This is a genomic window from Microbacterium lacusdiani, assembly GCF_054779895.1.
In genome coordinates this window covers 44091-59994 of the sequence record NZ_BAAGXJ010000015.1, presented here as the reverse complement: position 1 = coordinate 59994, position 15904 = coordinate 44091, and the positions used below count along the sequence as shown (strand labels likewise).

Here is a 15904-nt window from a genome sequence, read left to right as displayed (position 1 = left end):
CTCAGAGCGGCACGGGCGTCTGCTGCAGCACCGAACCGAGCACGGCGTCGACCGTGACGCCCTCGATCTCGGCGTCGGGGCGCAGCCGGATGCGGTGGCGCCACACCGGCACGAGCATGGCCTGCACGTGATCCGGCGTGATCGCGGGGTAGCCGCCCAGCCAGGCCCATGCCTTGGCGGCCGCGAGCAGCGCGGTCGCGGCGCGCGGGCTCGCGCCGAGCTGGACGGACGGGCTCTGCCGCGTCGCGCGCGCCAGGTCGACGACGTAGCCCAGCACGTCGTCCGTGACCGTCACGGCCGCGGCGGACCGCTGGGCGGCGCGGATCTCGTCGGGCGACACCACGGCCGCGACGCCCTCGAGCTCGCGCGGCGAGAACCCGTCGGCGTGGCGGCGCAGCACCGCCACCTCCGACTCCCGGGGCGGCACGTCGATCAGCAGCTTGATCAGGAACCGGTCGAGCTGCGCCTCGGGCAGCGTGTACGTGCCCTCGTGCTCGACCGGGTTCTGCGTGGCGCACACCAGGAACGGGTCGGGCAGCGGACGCGTCACGCCGTCCGCCGAGACCTGGCGCTCCTCCATCGCCTCCAGCAGCGCGGCCTGCGTCTTCGGCGGCGTGCGGTTGATCTCGTCGGCCAGCACGATGTTCGTGAACACCGGGCCCTCGCGGAACTCGAACTCGCCCGCCTTGGCGTCGTAGATCAGCGAACCCGACACGTCGCCCGGCATCAGGTCGGGCGTGAACTGGATGCGCTTGGTGTCGAGCCCCAGGGCGCGGCTGAAGGTGCGCACGAGCAGGGTCTTCGCGACGCCCGGGACGCCCTCGAGCAGCACGTGGCCCCGCGCCAGCAGCGCGATCAGCAGGCCGCTCACGGCGCCGTCCTGGCCGACGACGGCCTTGCCGACCTCCAGTCGCACGCGGTGCATCGCCTGGCGGAGCGCGTCGGCGGATCCGGCGTCGACGGCGGTCGTGCCGGCGGCTGAGGTGTTCTCCATGCTCGTCCTCTCGGATGGGGTCAGCGGGCGGAACGCCCGGAAGTGCTTCGCACGGCCGCCTCGACCGCGTCCTCCAGGTCGCGCAGGCGCGTGCCGAACTCGGCGAGGTCGGCGTCGGTGGCGGGGGAGGCCTCGAGGATCGCGCGGATGACGTCCGCGCGCCCGCCGACGCGCGCGGCGGCGGCGTCCGCGACCTCGCCGCGCGACGCCGAGGCGCTCAGGCCGAGGCGGCGGGCCATCCGGCCGGTCGCCCCGTCGCGCAGCAGCGCCGCGGCGTGCGCGGGATCCGCGGCACGCGCGTACAGCCGTGCCCGCCCCTCGAGCGTCTCGCTGCCCCGCACGGTCACGGGCAGGCGCTCGGCGACCAGCGGACCGAACCGCCGCCCGCGCCAGACCGCCGCGGCGAGGCCCGCGACCAGCAGAAGCACGATGGCGGGCGTGAGCCAGGGCGGGACCAGGTCGCCCAGCTGAGGTGCGGCCTCGCCGTCGTCGGCGTCGGCGAGCGACGGGACGAACCAGACGACCCGGTCGTGCGTGCCGATCAGGCCCAGCCCGAGCGCGGCGTTGCCCTCCGCGGCGAGGTGCGCGTTGTCGAAGAGCTCGGTGCCGTCGATCAGCGTGACCGGCGACGGCCGCTCGCTGCGCAGGAGCGCGTGCCCGTCGCCGACCGGGTAGCAGCCCGTCACACCGCTCGGGGCGGTGAAGCCGCGACCCGGCAGGATGGCGCCCGCGCGCTCGGCGGCGGGCAGCGCGCAGGCCGGCTCGACCGGCCCGTCGCCGAAGCCGGAGTGCTCCGCGCCGGGAGCGAGCAGAGCCGCGGTCTCGGCGCTCGGGTCCAGGACGACGGTGTCGTCCGCGGCGTCCGCGAGCGCGAGGATCGTGTCGTCGGACAGGTACCAGGGGTCGGTGATCACCAGCGTGGTCCCCGGCGTCTCGAGCGCGGCGAGCGCCTGGCCGCGCCGGTCGGCCTCGACGACCTCGACGCCCTGCTCGCGCAGGATGGAGACGATGGCGCGCGCGCCGTCGGGACCGGCCCCTTCGGGATCGAGCGGCTCGCGCTCCCTCCAGCCGTCCGAGCTCAGGAGCGTGACGACGGCGCCGATCAGCACCACCGCGACCCCGATCAGGACCCAGCCGAGCGCGGACCGCGCCCGCGTGCGTCGCTCGCCGATCTCGGCCGCGAAGGGGTCGGCGCCTGCGGTCCGGTCGACCGCGGTCACGCGCCGACCGCCTCGCGGGTCGGCACGGTGCGGGCCAGCCGCTCGTCGAGCGCGGCCACGGCGGCGTACAGCTCCGCGGTGCCGGGCCGCCGCAGGTAGCGCACGTCGTCGAAGGCGCGCGCGGCGTCGTGCAGCGCGGCCTCCTCAGGCGGGAACGCCGGGACGGCGCGCCGCGCCAGTCCCTGCGCGGTCGTGCCGGGCGGCGCCTCGAGGACCCCGCGCTCCTCGAGGCCTCGGGCCAGTGCGCGGAAGCGGACGACGACCGCGGCATCCCATTCGCCCGCGGCAGCATGCGAGGCCGCGGCCGCGCGCAGCTCGGCCGCCGACCGGGACTCCGCCTCGCCGAACAGCAGCGCGGAGCGCTCGGCGGTGCGGTGCGCCAGGCGCGGACGGCCCCAGATCAGGACGGCGGCCACCACGAGCCCGATCGCGAGCACGACCGCCGCGACAGCGAGCACCGGGCTCCACTCGAGGTCGCCGCGCGGCGTCAGCAGGTCGGTGAAGAAGTCGGCGATCGTCCGCGCGATGCGGTCGATGAGCGTCGGCTCCGCCGCGTCGTACGCGGGATCCGCCAGCTCACGCTCGGCCCACTCGCGCGCCTCGTCGCGGTCGGGATCCAGACCGCCGGGCACGGGAGCCGCGAGCGCCGTCACGAGCCTCCCGCCCCGGGCGGCGGGGGCGGCGCCGGCCAGGCCGGCCCGGGCGCGGCCGGCGGATTCCCCTGCACGGGCGGATACGCGGCCGGCGGGTGCGGCTGCGCCGGCGGATACGCCGCCGGCGGGTACCCCTGCGTCGGCGGGTGCTGCGCTGCCGGGTACCCCTGCGTCGGCGGGTGCTGCTGCGGCGGGTATGGCTGCCCGGGCGGGTACGCGCCCGGATGATAGGTCGCGCGCGGCGGCGCCACGTGCGACGGGTCGTAGGCCCAGGGGTCCGGGAGCGCGGTCGCGCCCAGCTCGCGCTGCTCGATGTACGCCTGCAGCCGCAGGTCGAGCCCCTCACGCCGCATCCGGGCGTCGACGTACATGAGCGCGCCGCCCGTCGCGACCACGATCGTGCCGATCGCCGACACGAGCACCTGGAGCGCGGCGCTCACGACGGCGACCGCGACAGCGATGCCGATCGCGGGGCCGGGATCGGCCGCGCTCGCGCCGAACGGCATCACGATCGCCGGCAGGAAGGACGACGCGATCTGCAGCGGGAAGCCGACGACGCTCGAGGCGACCCCGACCAGGAGATTGGTCAGGATCATGACGCCGAACGTGGGCCAGAAGCGCCCGCGCGTCAGGACCCAGGAGCGCCGGATGCCCGTGATCGGGCCGACCGCCTCGAGGACGATCGCGGACGGGACCAGATACAGCTTCGTGCCGAGCCACGCCCACAGCGGGAACAGCGCCAGCAGCAGCGGGATCGCGAGCATCATGAGGCCCCACTGCTCGGTGGCCGCCCCCGCGACCATGGGCACCGCGACGACGAGCGCGATGACCGCCCCGGCGAGCAGCTGCAGCGCGAACCAGCCGGCGAGGCGCCAGAACGCGGGGCGCACGACGGCCCAGAGCTGGCGCAGCGTGGCGCGCTCCCCGACGACGGCGCGGGAGACCTCCGCCACGACCACGCCCTGCACGATCACGCTGACGGCGCTCAGGGCGAGCGAGGTCAGGATCGTCACGACCACCGTGATGGCGGTCGACCCGGCGAAGATCGCCTCGAAGTCCTCGGACGAGGGCGCGACGGTGTCGAGACGGCCGAACGTGAGCGCCGCGACGCCGCCGATGACGGCGAGCCCGATCAGCGAGGCGGCCGCCTGCACGCCCACGGCGAAGCCGAGCAGCACCTTGGGATTGCCGCGCAGGGCCGTGAACGAGCGACCCAGCGCCGTGCCGAACCCGTACGGATACAGGGGCACGAGCCCGGCCCGCGGGGCCGGCGTCCACCCGGGCGTGCTGGTCACGTGTTCCTCCTCGACGCCGCCCGGCGGCACTCGTCCGCCCGGCGCTGCTGGCAGGGGAGTCGCAGCAGCCACTCCCGCGTCAAACGTTACAGAACAGGGGTCGTCGTCTAGGCTGATCGGGTCCCTGACCTTCCGCGGCCAGGGATCCGTTTTCAGTCGCGGATTCGAGCAAAGGATCTTCGCACTCCATGACCGCCCGCATCCTGGTCGTCGACGATGACACCGCCCTCGCCGAGATGATCGGCATCGTGCTGCGCACGGAGGGCTTTGAGACGCTGTTCTGCGCCGACGGCGAGCTCGCCGTCGACATGTGGCGGCAGGAGCGTCCGGACCTCGTGCTGCTCGACCTGATGCTGCCCGGCAAGGACGGCATCGAGATCTGCACCGAGATCCGTGCCGAGTCGGGCGTGCCGATCATCATGCTGACCGCGCGCGCCGACACCGCCGACGTGGTCAACGGGCTCGAGGCCGGCGCGGACGACTACATCGTCAAGCCGTTCAACCCCAAGGAGCTGGTCGCGCGCATCCGCACGCGCCTGCGGCCGACGCCCGAGGCGTCGAGCGCCATCCTGCGGATCGGCGACCTCACGGTCGACGTGGCCGCTCACGAGGTGCGCCGCGGCCAGACCGCGATCGCCCTGACCCCGCTCGAGTTCGAGCTGCTCGTGGCGCTGGCGTCCAAGCCGCAGCAGGTGTTCTCGCGCGAGGAGCTGCTCGAGCAGGTGTGGGGCTACCACTACAAGGCCGACACCCGGCTCGTGAACGTGCACGTGCAGCGCCTGCGCGCCAAGATCGAGCTCGACCCCGACAACCCCAAGATCGTCACCACGGTGCGGGGCGTCGGCTACCGCGCCGGCGCCGTCACCGGCGCCGCCGCGTCCTAGTCATGCCGGGCGCAGCGGCACCGGCGCTGTTCGCGTGGCGTTCGCCGCGCACCTGGCCCGCCCGGCTGCTGCAGCTCTGGACGCGCTCCCTGCAGTTCCGCACGATCCTCATCACGACGGCGCTGACCGCCATCACGATCACGGTCGCGTGTCTCTGGATGGCGCTGGCGATCCAGAACGACCTGTTCCAGAACCGGCGCGACGAGGTGCTCAGCGATGCGCAGCGCGCCGTGCAGGACGCCCAGGCGACGCTCGACGCGTCGGAGCTGGCGACCAGCCGCGCCCAGATGCAGCAGCTGTGGAGCGCCACGATCGACGACATCGCGCGGCTCGCGACCACGGACCTGATCGCCGGCTTCCGCATCGAGGACGAGCCCGTGCCGCTCGCGCCGCCCGACTTCGGACTGGGGGGGCTGGCGGCCGAGGCCGTCTCGCCCGGGCTGCGCGAGCTGGTGCGCGAGAACGGGGACGAGCGCCAGTGGTGGCAGTCGATCGGTCTGCAGGACGCCGAGGGCGACGTGCTCGCGGGCATCCTCGTCGGCCAGCAGCTGCGCGTTCCCGGCGTCGGGGCGTACGAGCTGTACCTGGCGTACGACCTCGCGGAGGAGGCCGAGACCCTCGAGTTCGTCCAGCGCACGCTGTGGGGGTCGGGCGTTGCGATGGTGCTGATCGTCGTCGCGATCCTGTGGCTCGTGATGCGCGCGCTGTCCATCCCCATCGTGGAGGCCTCCGCCACGAGCGCGCGACTCGCGGCGGGAGACCTCAAGGTGCGGATCCCCGTGCACGGCGAAGACGAGCTCGCCACGCTCGGCCGCTCGTTCAACGCCATGGCGGACAGCATCGAATCGCAGATCCAGGAGCTGGCGGACCTGTCGCTCGTGCAGCAGCGCTTCGTGTCCGACGTCTCGCACGAGCTGCGCACGCCCCTGACGACGATCCGCCTGGCGGCCTCGATCATCCACGACCGCCGGGGCGAGTTCGACCAGGCCACCGCGCGCGCCGCGGAGCTCCTGCACGCGCAGGTCGCGCGGTTCGAGGGGCTGCTCACCGACCTGCTCGAGATCAGCCGGTACGACGCGGGCTCCGTCCAGCTCGAGCTCGAGGCCACGAGCCTCGCGCACCTGGCGGAGGACGTGATCGAGTCCATGCGTCAGGTGGCCGAGCAGCACGGGACCGAGCTGCGGTTCGTGGCCCCCGGCGGCTACTCGCCGGTCGACATGGATCCGCGCCGCGTGCGGCGCATCCTGCGGAACCTGCTGGGCAACGCGATCGAGCACGGCGAGGGACGCCCCATCGTGGTCACGGTGGACAGCAATCCGCACGCGGTCGCCGTGGGCGTGCGGGACTACGGCATGGGCATGTCGGCCGCCGACGCCGAGCGCGTGTTCGACCGGTTCTGGCGCGCGGATCCGTCGCGCAAGCGCACGCTCGGCGGCACGGGCCTCGGGCTGTCGATCGCGCTCGGCGACGCCAAGCTGCACGGCGGCACGCTCGAGGTGTGGTCGCAGCTGGGCGCCGGCACGAACTTCGTGCTGACGCTGCCGCGGCGCGACGGCCGCCTGGACGGTCCGTCGCCCGTCCCGCTGGAGCCGTCGGAGGAGTCTCTGTCGGCGGCGCTCGGAGCGACCCAGCCGATCCTGACGCTCGATCCCTCCGAGGTGGAGGAGCTCGACGACGTCGGGCAGCTGCGCGACCTGCGCGAGCTCGACGGCGTGGCGGAGCGGGGCGCGCCGGAGGCGCGGCGCCACGGCGACGAGCCGGGCGGCGGGTCCCACGACGGGCCCCAGGACGACGGAGGGGAGCGGTCATGACCGGGCGGAACACCACGCGCCGGGGGCGCGCGCGGCTCCTGCTGCTCGCGCTCGCCGTGGCGCTGACGGGATGCACGGGCCTGCCGACGTCGGGCGAGGTGACCGCGGGCCTGGTCCCCGGGGCGGCGCCGGAGGAGCCCGACACCCAGTTCTTCCCGCTCGCGCCGACGGCGGGCGCCACGCCCGAGCAGATCGTGACGGGCTTCATCGAGGCCGCGCTCTCGCCGGTCGACGGATGGGAGACCGCGCGGCTGTTCCTCTCGAGGGACCTCGCGGCGACCTGGCGGCCCGAGGCGGGCGTCACGGTCGATGCCGCCGACGCGCGGCGCACCCAGGTGGACGAGGAGACCGGTCTCGTGACCATGACGGTCGCGCCCACCGCGACCGTGGACGAGCACGGCACATACACGACGTCGGCATCCGGCTCGGTCGACCTGCAGTTCCGCGTGGCGCAGCGCGAGGACGGCGAGTGGCGCATCGTCGAGGCGCCCGACGGCGTCGTGCTCGACCGCCAGAACTTCCCCGTGGTGTTCAACCCGCACCCGCTGGCGTACTTCGACCCGACGTGGCGCTTCCTGGTGCCGGATGTCCGGTGGTTCCCGACCAGCGGCAACACCGCGACGTCCATCGTCCGGGAGCTCGTGGACGGCGCGCCCAGCCCGTGGCTCGCGGGCTCGGTGGCCAGCGCTTTCGCGCAGGACATCGACCTGCAGACCGACGCCGTGCCCGTCGACACCGATCAGGTGGCGCACGTCGAGCTGAACTCGGTGGCCGCCGGCGCCGACGCCACGGCCCTCGGGCGGATGCTCGCGCAGCTCGACGCGAGTCTGGCGAACACGGGCGTGCAGAGCGTGCGGCTCACGACCGGCAGCGACACGCGGCCCGTCGATGTCGAGCCCGTGCCCGTGTCGCAGACGCGGCCGGACTCCCGCGCCCTCGTGCTGCGCGAGGACGAGTTCGGCTTCCTGTCGGGATCCGAGCTCACCCCCATCGACGGACTGAGCCCCACCCTGCTCGACATCCCCGCCGACATCGAGGCGATCTCGGTCTCGCCGGACCAGCAGGTCGCGGCGGTCAAGCTCGGCACCGGCCTGGTGTCGCGCGTGACCTCCGACGGCAACGTCGACACGGTCGACGAACGCGGCGGCCAGATCGAGCCCCTCATCGACCCGTTCGGGTACGTCTGGACGGTCGTGGGCCGCAGCCCCGGCGAGGTGACCGCGTGGAACGCCGACCTGGAGCCCTTCGCGATCGAGGGGGCGTGGCCCGAGGCCGACGCCGTGCGCGCCTGGGCCATGTCGCGCGACGGGTCGCGGATCGCGGCGCTCGTCACCACGGGCGGCCAGCACCTCGCGGTCGTGGCCAGCGTGCGTCGGGACCGCTCGGGCAACCCCGCCGGGCTCGGCCCCGCCATGCGGGTCACCGAGCTCGCGCAGGCGGGGGTCGCGGTCGCCTGGATCGAGGACGCGCGCATCGGCGTGGTCACGAGCGACGGCGAGACCTGGCGCGTGGTCGAACAGCAGATCGGCGGCCCCGCCGAGGTGTCCGACGCGCCGGCCGGCACCGCGTCGATCGCCTTCGGGACGCAGGACTCCTCCGTGCGGCTGCTGACGGAGGAGGGAGTGATGTACATGCGTCGGGGCTCGTCGTGGCAGCAGACCGGGGCCGATGTCCAGGTGCTCGCCACTCAGATGGGCACGCCGCCGCGCACGGGCTGACCGCTCGTCCCCAGCGCGACCTCGCCGGCGGCTCTCCGAACCGGACAGGGGGGCTCATCCGGCGCGCTCCGCGCCGGACATCCTCGAGTCATGGACGGCTTCCGGGAGCGGCTCCCGCCGGGCCTCCGCGACGCGCTCGCGGGGGCGCTCACGCTGCTCCTGCCGGTCTCGTGCGCCGGGTGCGGCACCGGCGGGATCGCACTGTGCCCGCCGTGCGCCGACCAGCTGCGGCCGGCGCCCCGGAGCAGGGAGCTGGCGGGGCTGACGGTATGGGCGGGGCTGGCGTTCGACGGGCCGTGCGCGAGCGCGGTGCGAGCGCTCAAGGAGCGCGGCCGCTCCGACGCCGCGCGGGCCCTCGCCCCGGCGCTGCGCGAGGCGCTGCGCGAGGCGGTCGCATCGGCCGCCTCGCCGGTGCTCGCGGTGCCCGTGCCGACCTCGGCGGCGGCCATGCGGCGGCGCGGCTATCGCGTCCCCGAGCTGCTGGCTCGCCGCGCGGGCGTGCGGACCGCGCGCCTGCTGCGGGTCGCGCGGGCCACGCGGGACCAGCGGATCCTCGGCCGCGCTGATCGGGCGAGCAACGTGGCGGGGAGCATGCGCGCCCGCGAGGGCACCGCGGGGCTCGACGTCGTGCTCGTCGACGACGTCGTCACGACCGGTGCGACCCTCCAGGAGGCGCGTCGCGCGCTGGAGGCCGCCGGGGCGCGGGTCGTCGGCGCGGCGGTCGTCGCCGCCACGCCGCTCACGGGCGTCCGGACCCGCGCGCGGCGGCTTCCGGATTCCCCTGACACATCCCGGTGAATGGGATCCGGCCTGACGGCAAATAGTGCGTGACACTTGCCCGAAGGGGGTCTACGGTAGGGCATCACAGACCCGAGGTGCGCCTCGGGGATCGACCGAGGTCCGCGCTACCGGACAGGTGCCGGTGACCGGGCGGACCGGACAGGGAGGCACGATGGAAACGCACATCTCCGGAGTCGGCGTCGGGATCACCGAGCGCTTCCGATCCGTGGTCGAAGAGAAGATCGCGAGGATCGCCGGTCTCGCGCCGCGCGCGCTCCGTCTCGAGGTCAAGGTCACCCACCAGGCCCACCGCAACGGCCGCCTGGAGGACGACGTGGTCGAGCTGACGGTCGTCGGCAAGGGCCCGGTCGTCCGCGCCGAGGCCTGCGCGGGGGACAAGTTCGCCGCCCTCGACATCGCGCTCGACAAGCTCGCCGAGCAGCTGCGCCGCGCCAAGGACAAGCGCGTGGCGGGCCGCCTGCACCCGCGCGGCGCCCACTACGAGAAGGGCTCGGGAGCGCTCGAGGGGATCGACGTCCAGCCGGCCCCGGCCGACGTCATCCGCGCCGTCACGACGGGCGAGGTGCCGGTCGTCGAGGAGGGGGAGGACGAGGAGGACTACAACCCGGTCGTCATCCGCACCAAGACCTTCGAGCCCGAGTGGATGACGGTCGAGGAGGCCGTGGACCGCATGGAGCTGGTCGGCCACGACTTCTTCCTGTTCATCGACGCGCGCACAGACCACCCGAGCGTCGTGTACCGCCGCCGCGGCTGGGACTACGGCGTGATCTCGCTCACCGCCACGGCGCCGCCGGAGGAGGAGGCGCTCGCCTCATAGGCGCGCGGACCCAGGGAGGGGACGATGAGGGCTCGGTCTGCGGACCGGGCCCTCGTCGCGTCGCGCCTCAGTCGAACATGTCGCCCATCAGGCCGCCGAGCAGGACGCCGCCGAGCACGGGACCCAGGAGGTCGCCGCCCCCGCCGAAGCCGGAGCGCGGGCGGCGGCGTCCGCCGCCGAAACCGCCGTAGCCGCCCCAGTCGTCGCCGTCGGGGCGACCCGAGTCGATGTCGCGCTGCGCGGCCTGCAGGGCCTCGCCGGCCAGCTGCTGGACGCGCCGGGCGAGCACGAGCGCCTGCTCGCGGGTGTCCTCGGGCACGACGAGCGGGTCGATCTCGGGACGCAGGCGCTGCGCCTCCACGAGGCGGGTGCGCGCATCGGCGCCGATCCAGCCGCGGTGTCCGTCGATCACGCTGCGTGCGACCGCGATCGCGTGGTCGGCGGCCTCGACGGCGTGGCGGACGTGATCGAGCGGGGGCACGGGCCGGGAGGCGCGCTCACGCGCCTTGTCGACAGCGGCGTCCAGCGCGGCGTTGGCCTCGCGCAGCGTCGCCAGATCCTCGAACGGGTCGCTCGGTGTGCCGGGGCCGGGCAGAGCCGCGAGCGCGGCCTCGAGGCGGGCGACCGCCGCGGACACCTCGGAAGCGTGCGGCGCGCCGCTCTGCGTGAACGGGCGGGCGGCGACGATGTCCTCGCGGGAGTCCGCGATCACGTCGGCGAGCGTGGACTGCGCCCGCAGCGCCTCGATCTCGAAGTCCTCGACGGCGTCCAGGATGGTCCCGGCACGGCGCACGGCCTCCGTGGCCGTCTCGAGGGCCACGTTCGCCTCCTCGAGCCGGCGGGCCTCGCGACGCCGCACCGAGATGTCGGCGCTGTGCAGCGCGAAGTCCAGCAGCTGCTCGGCCTCGGCGGGATTCGCCGCGACGCGGTGCAGGGCGGCCTGGCTGTACCGGCCGGCGAGCCTGTCCACGGTCTCGCGCGCCTGCGGCAGGCGGGCGCGCAGGCGCTCGACGTCCGATCGGATCCCGTCGATGATCTTGGGCGCCTGGCGCACGAGAGCGATCTTCTCCCGCAGCGCCTCGGTGCGCTCGTCGAGCACGTCCTCGGCCCAGTCGCACAGCTGCACGATCCGCGCGTTGCGGGTGCGCAGCTCCTCGGCCGTGTCGGGGATCTCGTCGTGGTTCAGCTGGTGCAGGTGGAACGCCTCGGCCATGTGCGTGCGCACGGCCTCGAGACCCTCCCGCAGCGGCTTCGTGGCCGTCTCGCCGAGCTCGGCGAGGGCGAACTCGACCTCGTCGGACGTCGTGCGGATGCGCTCGTCGGCGGCGACCAGCGCGGCGCGCGCGCGTCGCGCCAGGTCGTCGTCCTGCGCCTGCCGTGCCGCCTCGTCCTCGCGCCTGCGCCTGCCCCAGAATCCCGCCATGGTCCGATCCTACGGTCGGCGCGTCCGGGGCGGGCGGCGGCCCATCAGACGGGTCGGCTCTGCTCCGACGCCTCGGACTTCAGGTTCGCGAGCCGGCGCTTCGTGAAGCGGCGCGACACGAACAGCCAGGCCCAGAACAGGAACGCGATGCCGCCGATCACGGCGCCCCAGATGCTGGCGCCGCCGAACGAGAAGGCCTCCGTGTCCAGGATGCGGTCCGCCGCGTGCGTCGCACCCGACGCGCCCAGCTCGATCCAGAGCGTGAGCAGGTTGGGCGCCGCCAGGAACACCGCCAGGACCACGATCACGACCTTGACCCACACCGGGGAGCGGTACATCAGCAGCAGGAGCATCATGAGCGGCACGAGCGTGAAGCAGAACCCCACGATCAGCCCGACGAGCATCGACCGGCCGAAGTCCTCCTGCGCGAAGTCGCCGATGATCCGCGCCCACCACACGGGCGCGAAGTTGTAGACGATCACGAACAGGATGCCGAGCGTCACGAGGGCGACGGCCGTCAGGATGCCCACGCGCTTCCAGTCGATGCGCTTCCGCGGCTTCTCGGGTGCGGTCGGCGCGGACGCGGCGACCGGCCGTCGGTCCGCCGGCACCCGGTCCGTCGGGGCCGAAGCGGTCGGCGCGGCGTCCGCGTGTCGCGGCGTGGACGTCGGCTCGTGCGGCGAAGTCGGCTCGCTCATGTTCTCCCCCTCGATCGGTCGCGCTCGGGCGACACCCCTGCGCTCATCCTGGCATCCGGGCGCGCGATCGCACGAGAACCGCACCCGGGGAGGGGCCCCGGCTCAGGCGACCGCGAGCGGCGCCTTCGCGGGGCGACCGCGCTTAGGGCGCTCGGTCGCGAGCTCGAGGCCGATCGCGTGGTCGGGGTGCGCGGCCAGGCGCTCCTCGACGTGATCGAGCCAGCGCAGCTCGGCCTCGGCCTGGAACGCGAGGTGGTCCACGACGAGCGAGCCCGCGAGCTCCTCGGGGCCGGGCCGCGGGGCCGGTCGGGGCTCGCGCAGGCGCTGCAGGTGGGCGAGCGTCGCCTGCCGCTGGCGCCGGATCAGCACGCCGACGTCGACGCCCGGCAGCGTGGCCGCGAGCGCGAGCTTGATCGCCAGCTCGTCGCGCGCGCCGGGCGCCCGCAGCACGGGGGAGTCCAGCCAGTCGCGCGCCTCGATGCGCCCGGTGTCCGTGATCCGCCAGTACACGTGCCCGTGCTCGTCCGCCTCGCCTCGCGCGACCAGCCCGTCGCGCTCGAGGCGCTCGAGCGTGTTGTAGATCTGGCCGACGTTGAGCGGGGAGGTCGAGCCGGTGCGGCGCTCGAACTCGGCGCGCAGCTGGTAGCCGTAGCAGGCGCCCTGATCCAGGATCGCCAGCAGGCTCTGTCGCACGCTCATCCGAAGCTCCTTCCGGGCCGTCGGGCCCCGTCCGAGAATATGCATACCGGGAAAGCACGGCGCGCAACGATGCGATCGCGGCGCGTCGCCCGGCCGCCCGACACGCCCGGGACGGAGGATCATCGCGAGCGTGAAGGGGATTCGCATGGACGGGCAATACCTCACGTGACCACCGATGCCGAGATCATCCGGCTGTCGCTCGCGCGACCGCAGGAGTTCGCCGCGCTGTTCGACCGGCACGCCGTGGCGGTCGGGCATTACGCGCGCCGGCTCGTCGGGGCGGACGCCGGCGACGACGTGGTGAGCGAGACGTTCCTCGTCGCGTTCCGCCGTCGGGCCGACTTCGACTTCTCGCACGAGTCCGCCCTGCCGTGGCTGTTCGGCATCGCCACCCGCCTCGCGCACAAGTCGCGGGCCGCCGAGGCGCGGCGCTGGCGCGTGCTGCAGGCGTCGGCGCGCGTCGCGGTCGAGACGGCCGTGAGCGACATCGAGGCCGCCGCCGAGCGCGCGGACGCGTCATCGCGGCTGCGCGCGCTCGTGCCCCGCATCCGCCGGCTGTCGGACGACGACCGCGACACGCTGCTGCTCGCCGCGTGGGGCGACCTCACGACCGAGCAGATCGCGACCGCCCTGGGCGTGCCCGTCGGCACCGTGTGGTCGCGGCTGAACAGGATCCGCCGGAAGCTCCGCATGGAGGACCCGATCGCCGGCGACCAGGACCAGGAGGAGAACGATGGACGCGCTCACGTTCGTGCGTGATCTCGGGCGCGACGTCCCGCCCCCCACCCGGGAGGACCTCGCCCCCGCGCGTGACCGCCTGCTGGCGGAGATCGCCGACGCCCCCGCGCACCTGCCGCTCGCGCGCCCCGACCGCGACACGCGTCGCACCGAGGGCATCGCGCCCGTCACCGACCTCGAGCCCCGCCGCACCCGCGGCCGTCGCGTCGCCGAGATCGCGCTCGCCGCAGCGGCCGTGGTCGCCGTGGGCGCCGCGGCCGTGGTCGCCGTGGGCGCCGCGGCCGTGGGCGGCGTGGCCCTGTTCCGCGAGCTCGCCCCCGACGAGCGGTCGACCGGCCCGGTGCAGACGACCAAGCCGGATCCGACGCCGCCGCCCGCGCTCGGGGACGCGCCGTACTTCCGGCTGGATCGCGTGGTCGAGTACACGACGCCGTGGGACGTCGACACGGGCGCCATGGCCATGTCGTGGGCGGATGCCGAGGCGGCCGTCGTGACGGAGGCCACCGTGTCCCTGTACGTCCCGAGCGACCCGCGCGGCGACGCCGAATGGGTGTGGCGGTACGGCGACGACTGCCGCCTGGTGGACGTGTTCGGCGAGCAGATCGATCCCGCGCCGGCGCTCCAGCAGTGCCGCGAGCGCGACCTCGAGGCGCCGGGCGTCGAGCACCGCGCGGCCTGGCCGGACATCGCGACGGGCGATGCCGCGCAGGGCGCCGACGGCGCCTACATCCCGCTCGCGCTGGTCGACGGCGGTCACGGCGTGTGGGACGAGCTGCCGCGCGAGCCCGCGGCGCTGCTCGAGTGGTACGAGAGCCGTGCCGACACGTTCGAGCGCTCCTGGCTGGGCGTGATGACCGAGGCCCTGGCGCTGAACCAGATGCCCGACGACCTCGCGGCCGCCATGATCGAGGCCGTCGCGCTGGTCCCCGCCGCGGAGGTCGAGCGCGACGCCGACGGGGACATCGCGCGCCTCGTCGTGTCCGAGCAGCTCGGGCCGGACGCCGCGCAGCGCACCGTGATGACAGTGGACGACGCGACCGGGTTCGTGGGCATAGTCGAGGAGCGCTCCTTCGGCGGCGACCCCGGCGCGTTCGCCGACCAGATCCCGGGCGGCGACGACTGGACCGTTCGCACCACGATCAGCGCCACGCCGGTTGAGGAGGCGCCCACGGCGTCGGAGGAGCCGCAGGCCGGCGCGCCAGCGCTGGAGGACCTGGTCATCTCGCCGGCGGGGCTCGGTCCGCTCGCGCTCGGACAGCCGGTTTCCGGCCCGGGGCTCGAGATGGTCAGGGAGACGACCGAGGGCTGCGCCCACCCGTACTGGCGCACGAACGATGCGTACCACGCGGCGGACGGCGACTACGGCGGCGGCGGCGGGCCCGCCTTCGCGATCGCGGCCGACGGCGGCGTGCAGCGGATCGACGTCGTGTCGTCGGCCATCCACACGCCAGAGGGCATCCGCGTCGGCGCATCGCTGGCCGACGTGCAGTCCGCCTACCCGTCCGCATCTCGGATCGACGGCGGGCTCTCGACGCTGTTCGTCGTTGCGGGCGACCCCGGGCAGCTGATCGTCGAGGTCGCGGGCACGGACGCCTCCTACTGGGGTGCCGAGGTCGAGACCGTCCAGTACCTCCGCGTCATCCCGGCCGACCGCACCCCGACGCCGATCTCCGCCTCCGACGACGTGGTGGGCATGTGCACCGCCCGCGAAGCCGGCGCAGGCGCGGCGGAGGGCGAGTGGACCGGCTGGACCATCGACGAGGACGGCTTCGGGCCGTTCGCGTTCGGGATGGCCTGGAGCGAGGCGGTGCGGATCGCACAGGAGCTCGGATGGAACACGGCGCCGAACGCGTGTCTTCCGGCGCTGACCCCGTCGGACATGAGCGGGATCTACGTGTGGCGCGACCCCGCCATCGACCAGGTGCGCGAGATCACCGCGTGGGACTCCTATGCGGACGACTCCTCACCGCTGACGAGCGTGGGCACGAAGCCCGGCATCACAGCACTCGCCGCATGGTGGGATCGCGACGATCCGGGTGAACGCCGCGTCGTCGATGTTCCTCGCCTGCCCTCCCGCCTGACGGAGCGCGGAACGGTCCGGGCACCGGCGCTTCACCTCGCGTTCAGCGTGTGTTGACGGCGGGCCGCCGCGG

14 protein-coding genes are annotated in these 15904 nt (G+C 74.4%); 7 read left to right on the top strand and 7 right to left on the bottom strand.

Features of this window, described 5'->3' with window-relative positions; genetic code table 11:
* Position 1: 1 nt before the first annotated feature.
* The 4 genes from ACYVGN_RS09480 to ACYVGN_RS09465 are packed head-to-tail and all read right to left on the bottom strand — an operon-like array spanning position 2 to position 4162.
* Positions 2 to 994, bottom strand: a complete 993-nt coding sequence (locus tag ACYVGN_RS09480; RefSeq protein ID WP_460790359.1) for an AAA family ATPase — start codon at positions 992 to 994, stop codon at positions 2 to 4.
* Positions 995 to 1014: 20 nt separating this feature from the next.
* Positions 1015 to 2214 carry a DUF4350 domain-containing protein gene (locus ACYVGN_RS09475; RefSeq protein ID WP_460790357.1) on the bottom strand — a complete coding sequence of 400 codons (1200 nt, stop codon included), beginning with the start codon at positions 2212 to 2214 and terminating at the stop codon, positions 1015 to 1017.
* Positions 2211 to 2867 carry a DUF4129 domain-containing protein gene (locus tag ACYVGN_RS09470; RefSeq protein WP_134745387.1) on the bottom strand — a complete coding sequence of 219 codons (657 nt, stop codon included), beginning with the start codon at positions 2865 to 2867 and terminating at the stop codon, positions 2211 to 2213. Before ACYVGN_RS09470 ends, ACYVGN_RS09475 begins: the two co-directional genes overlap by 4 nt.
* The gene (locus ACYVGN_RS09465) at positions 2864 to 4162 is read right to left on the bottom strand and encodes a glycerophosphoryl diester phosphodiesterase membrane domain-containing protein (RefSeq protein ID WP_460790355.1); all 1299 of its coding nucleotides are present in this window, start codon (positions 4160 to 4162) and stop codon (positions 2864 to 2866) included. The genes ACYVGN_RS09470 and ACYVGN_RS09465 overlap by 4 nt, the downstream gene beginning before the upstream one ends.
* A gap of 188 nt (positions 4163 to 4350) precedes the next feature.
* Here ACYVGN_RS09465 and mtrA point away from each other — a divergent pair, with 188 nt between their 5' ends.
* The 5 genes from mtrA to hpf all read left to right on the top strand — a co-directional run bounded on the left by mtrA (position 4351) and on the right by hpf (position 10193).
* Positions 4351 to 5046: an MtrAB system response regulator MtrA gene (gene mtrA, locus ACYVGN_RS09460; protein ID WP_134745389.1), complete on the top strand. Its 696-nt coding sequence runs from the start codon at positions 4351 to 4353 to the stop codon at positions 5044 to 5046.
* Positions 5047 to 5048: 2 nt separating this feature from the next.
* Positions 5049 to 6857: an MtrAB system histidine kinase MtrB gene (gene mtrB, locus ACYVGN_RS09455; protein WP_460790353.1), complete on the top strand. Its 1809-nt coding sequence runs from the start codon at positions 5049 to 5051 to the stop codon at positions 6855 to 6857.
* Positions 6854 to 8575 (top strand): LpqB family beta-propeller domain-containing protein, encoded by a 1722-nt coding sequence (locus ACYVGN_RS09450; RefSeq protein WP_460790351.1) that lies wholly within the window; start codon positions 6854 to 6856, stop codon positions 8573 to 8575. The genes mtrB and ACYVGN_RS09450 overlap by 4 nt, the downstream gene beginning before the upstream one ends.
* A 90-nt stretch (positions 8576 to 8665) precedes the next feature.
* On the top strand, positions 8666 to 9373 hold the full coding sequence (locus ACYVGN_RS09445; RefSeq protein ID WP_460790349.1) for a ComF family protein: 708 nt from the start codon (positions 8666 to 8668) through the stop codon (positions 9371 to 9373).
* Between the two features lie 154 nt (positions 9374 to 9527).
* Positions 9528 to 10193: a ribosome hibernation-promoting factor, HPF/YfiA family gene (gene hpf / locus ACYVGN_RS09440; protein WP_134745393.1), complete on the top strand. Its 666-nt coding sequence runs from the start codon at positions 9528 to 9530 to the stop codon at positions 10191 to 10193.
* Positions 10194 to 10260: 67 nt separating this feature from the next.
* On the opposite strand, the gene ACYVGN_RS09435 is transcribed toward hpf, so the two are convergent.
* The 3 genes from ACYVGN_RS09435 to ACYVGN_RS09425 form a co-directional block, all read right to left on the bottom strand.
* Complete coding sequence (locus ACYVGN_RS09435; RefSeq protein WP_460790347.1) at positions 10261 to 11616, bottom strand: hypothetical protein; 1356 nt, start codon at positions 11614 to 11616, stop codon at positions 10261 to 10263.
* Positions 11617 to 11660: 44 nt separating this feature from the next.
* The gene (locus ACYVGN_RS09430) at positions 11661 to 12314 is read right to left on the bottom strand and encodes a hypothetical protein (protein ID WP_460790346.1); all 654 of its coding nucleotides are present in this window, start codon (positions 12312 to 12314) and stop codon (positions 11661 to 11663) included.
* Positions 12315 to 12416: 102 nt separating this feature from the next.
* Positions 12417 to 13013, bottom strand: a complete 597-nt coding sequence (locus ACYVGN_RS09425) for a PadR family transcriptional regulator (protein ID WP_134745397.1) — start codon at positions 13011 to 13013, stop codon at positions 12417 to 12419.
* 165 nt (positions 13014 to 13178) lie between these two features.
* Here ACYVGN_RS09425 and ACYVGN_RS09420 point away from each other — a divergent pair, with 165 nt between their 5' ends.
* Positions 13179 to 13772 carry an RNA polymerase sigma factor gene (locus ACYVGN_RS09420; RefSeq protein ID WP_460790344.1) on the top strand — a complete coding sequence of 198 codons (594 nt, stop codon included), beginning with the start codon at positions 13179 to 13181 and terminating at the stop codon, positions 13770 to 13772.
* Complete coding sequence (locus tag ACYVGN_RS09415; protein WP_460790343.1) at positions 13747 to 15888, top strand: hypothetical protein; 2142 nt, start codon at positions 13747 to 13749, stop codon at positions 15886 to 15888. Before ACYVGN_RS09420 ends, ACYVGN_RS09415 begins: the two co-directional genes overlap by 26 nt.
* The last annotated feature ends 16 nt before the right edge of the window (positions 15889 to 15904 follow it).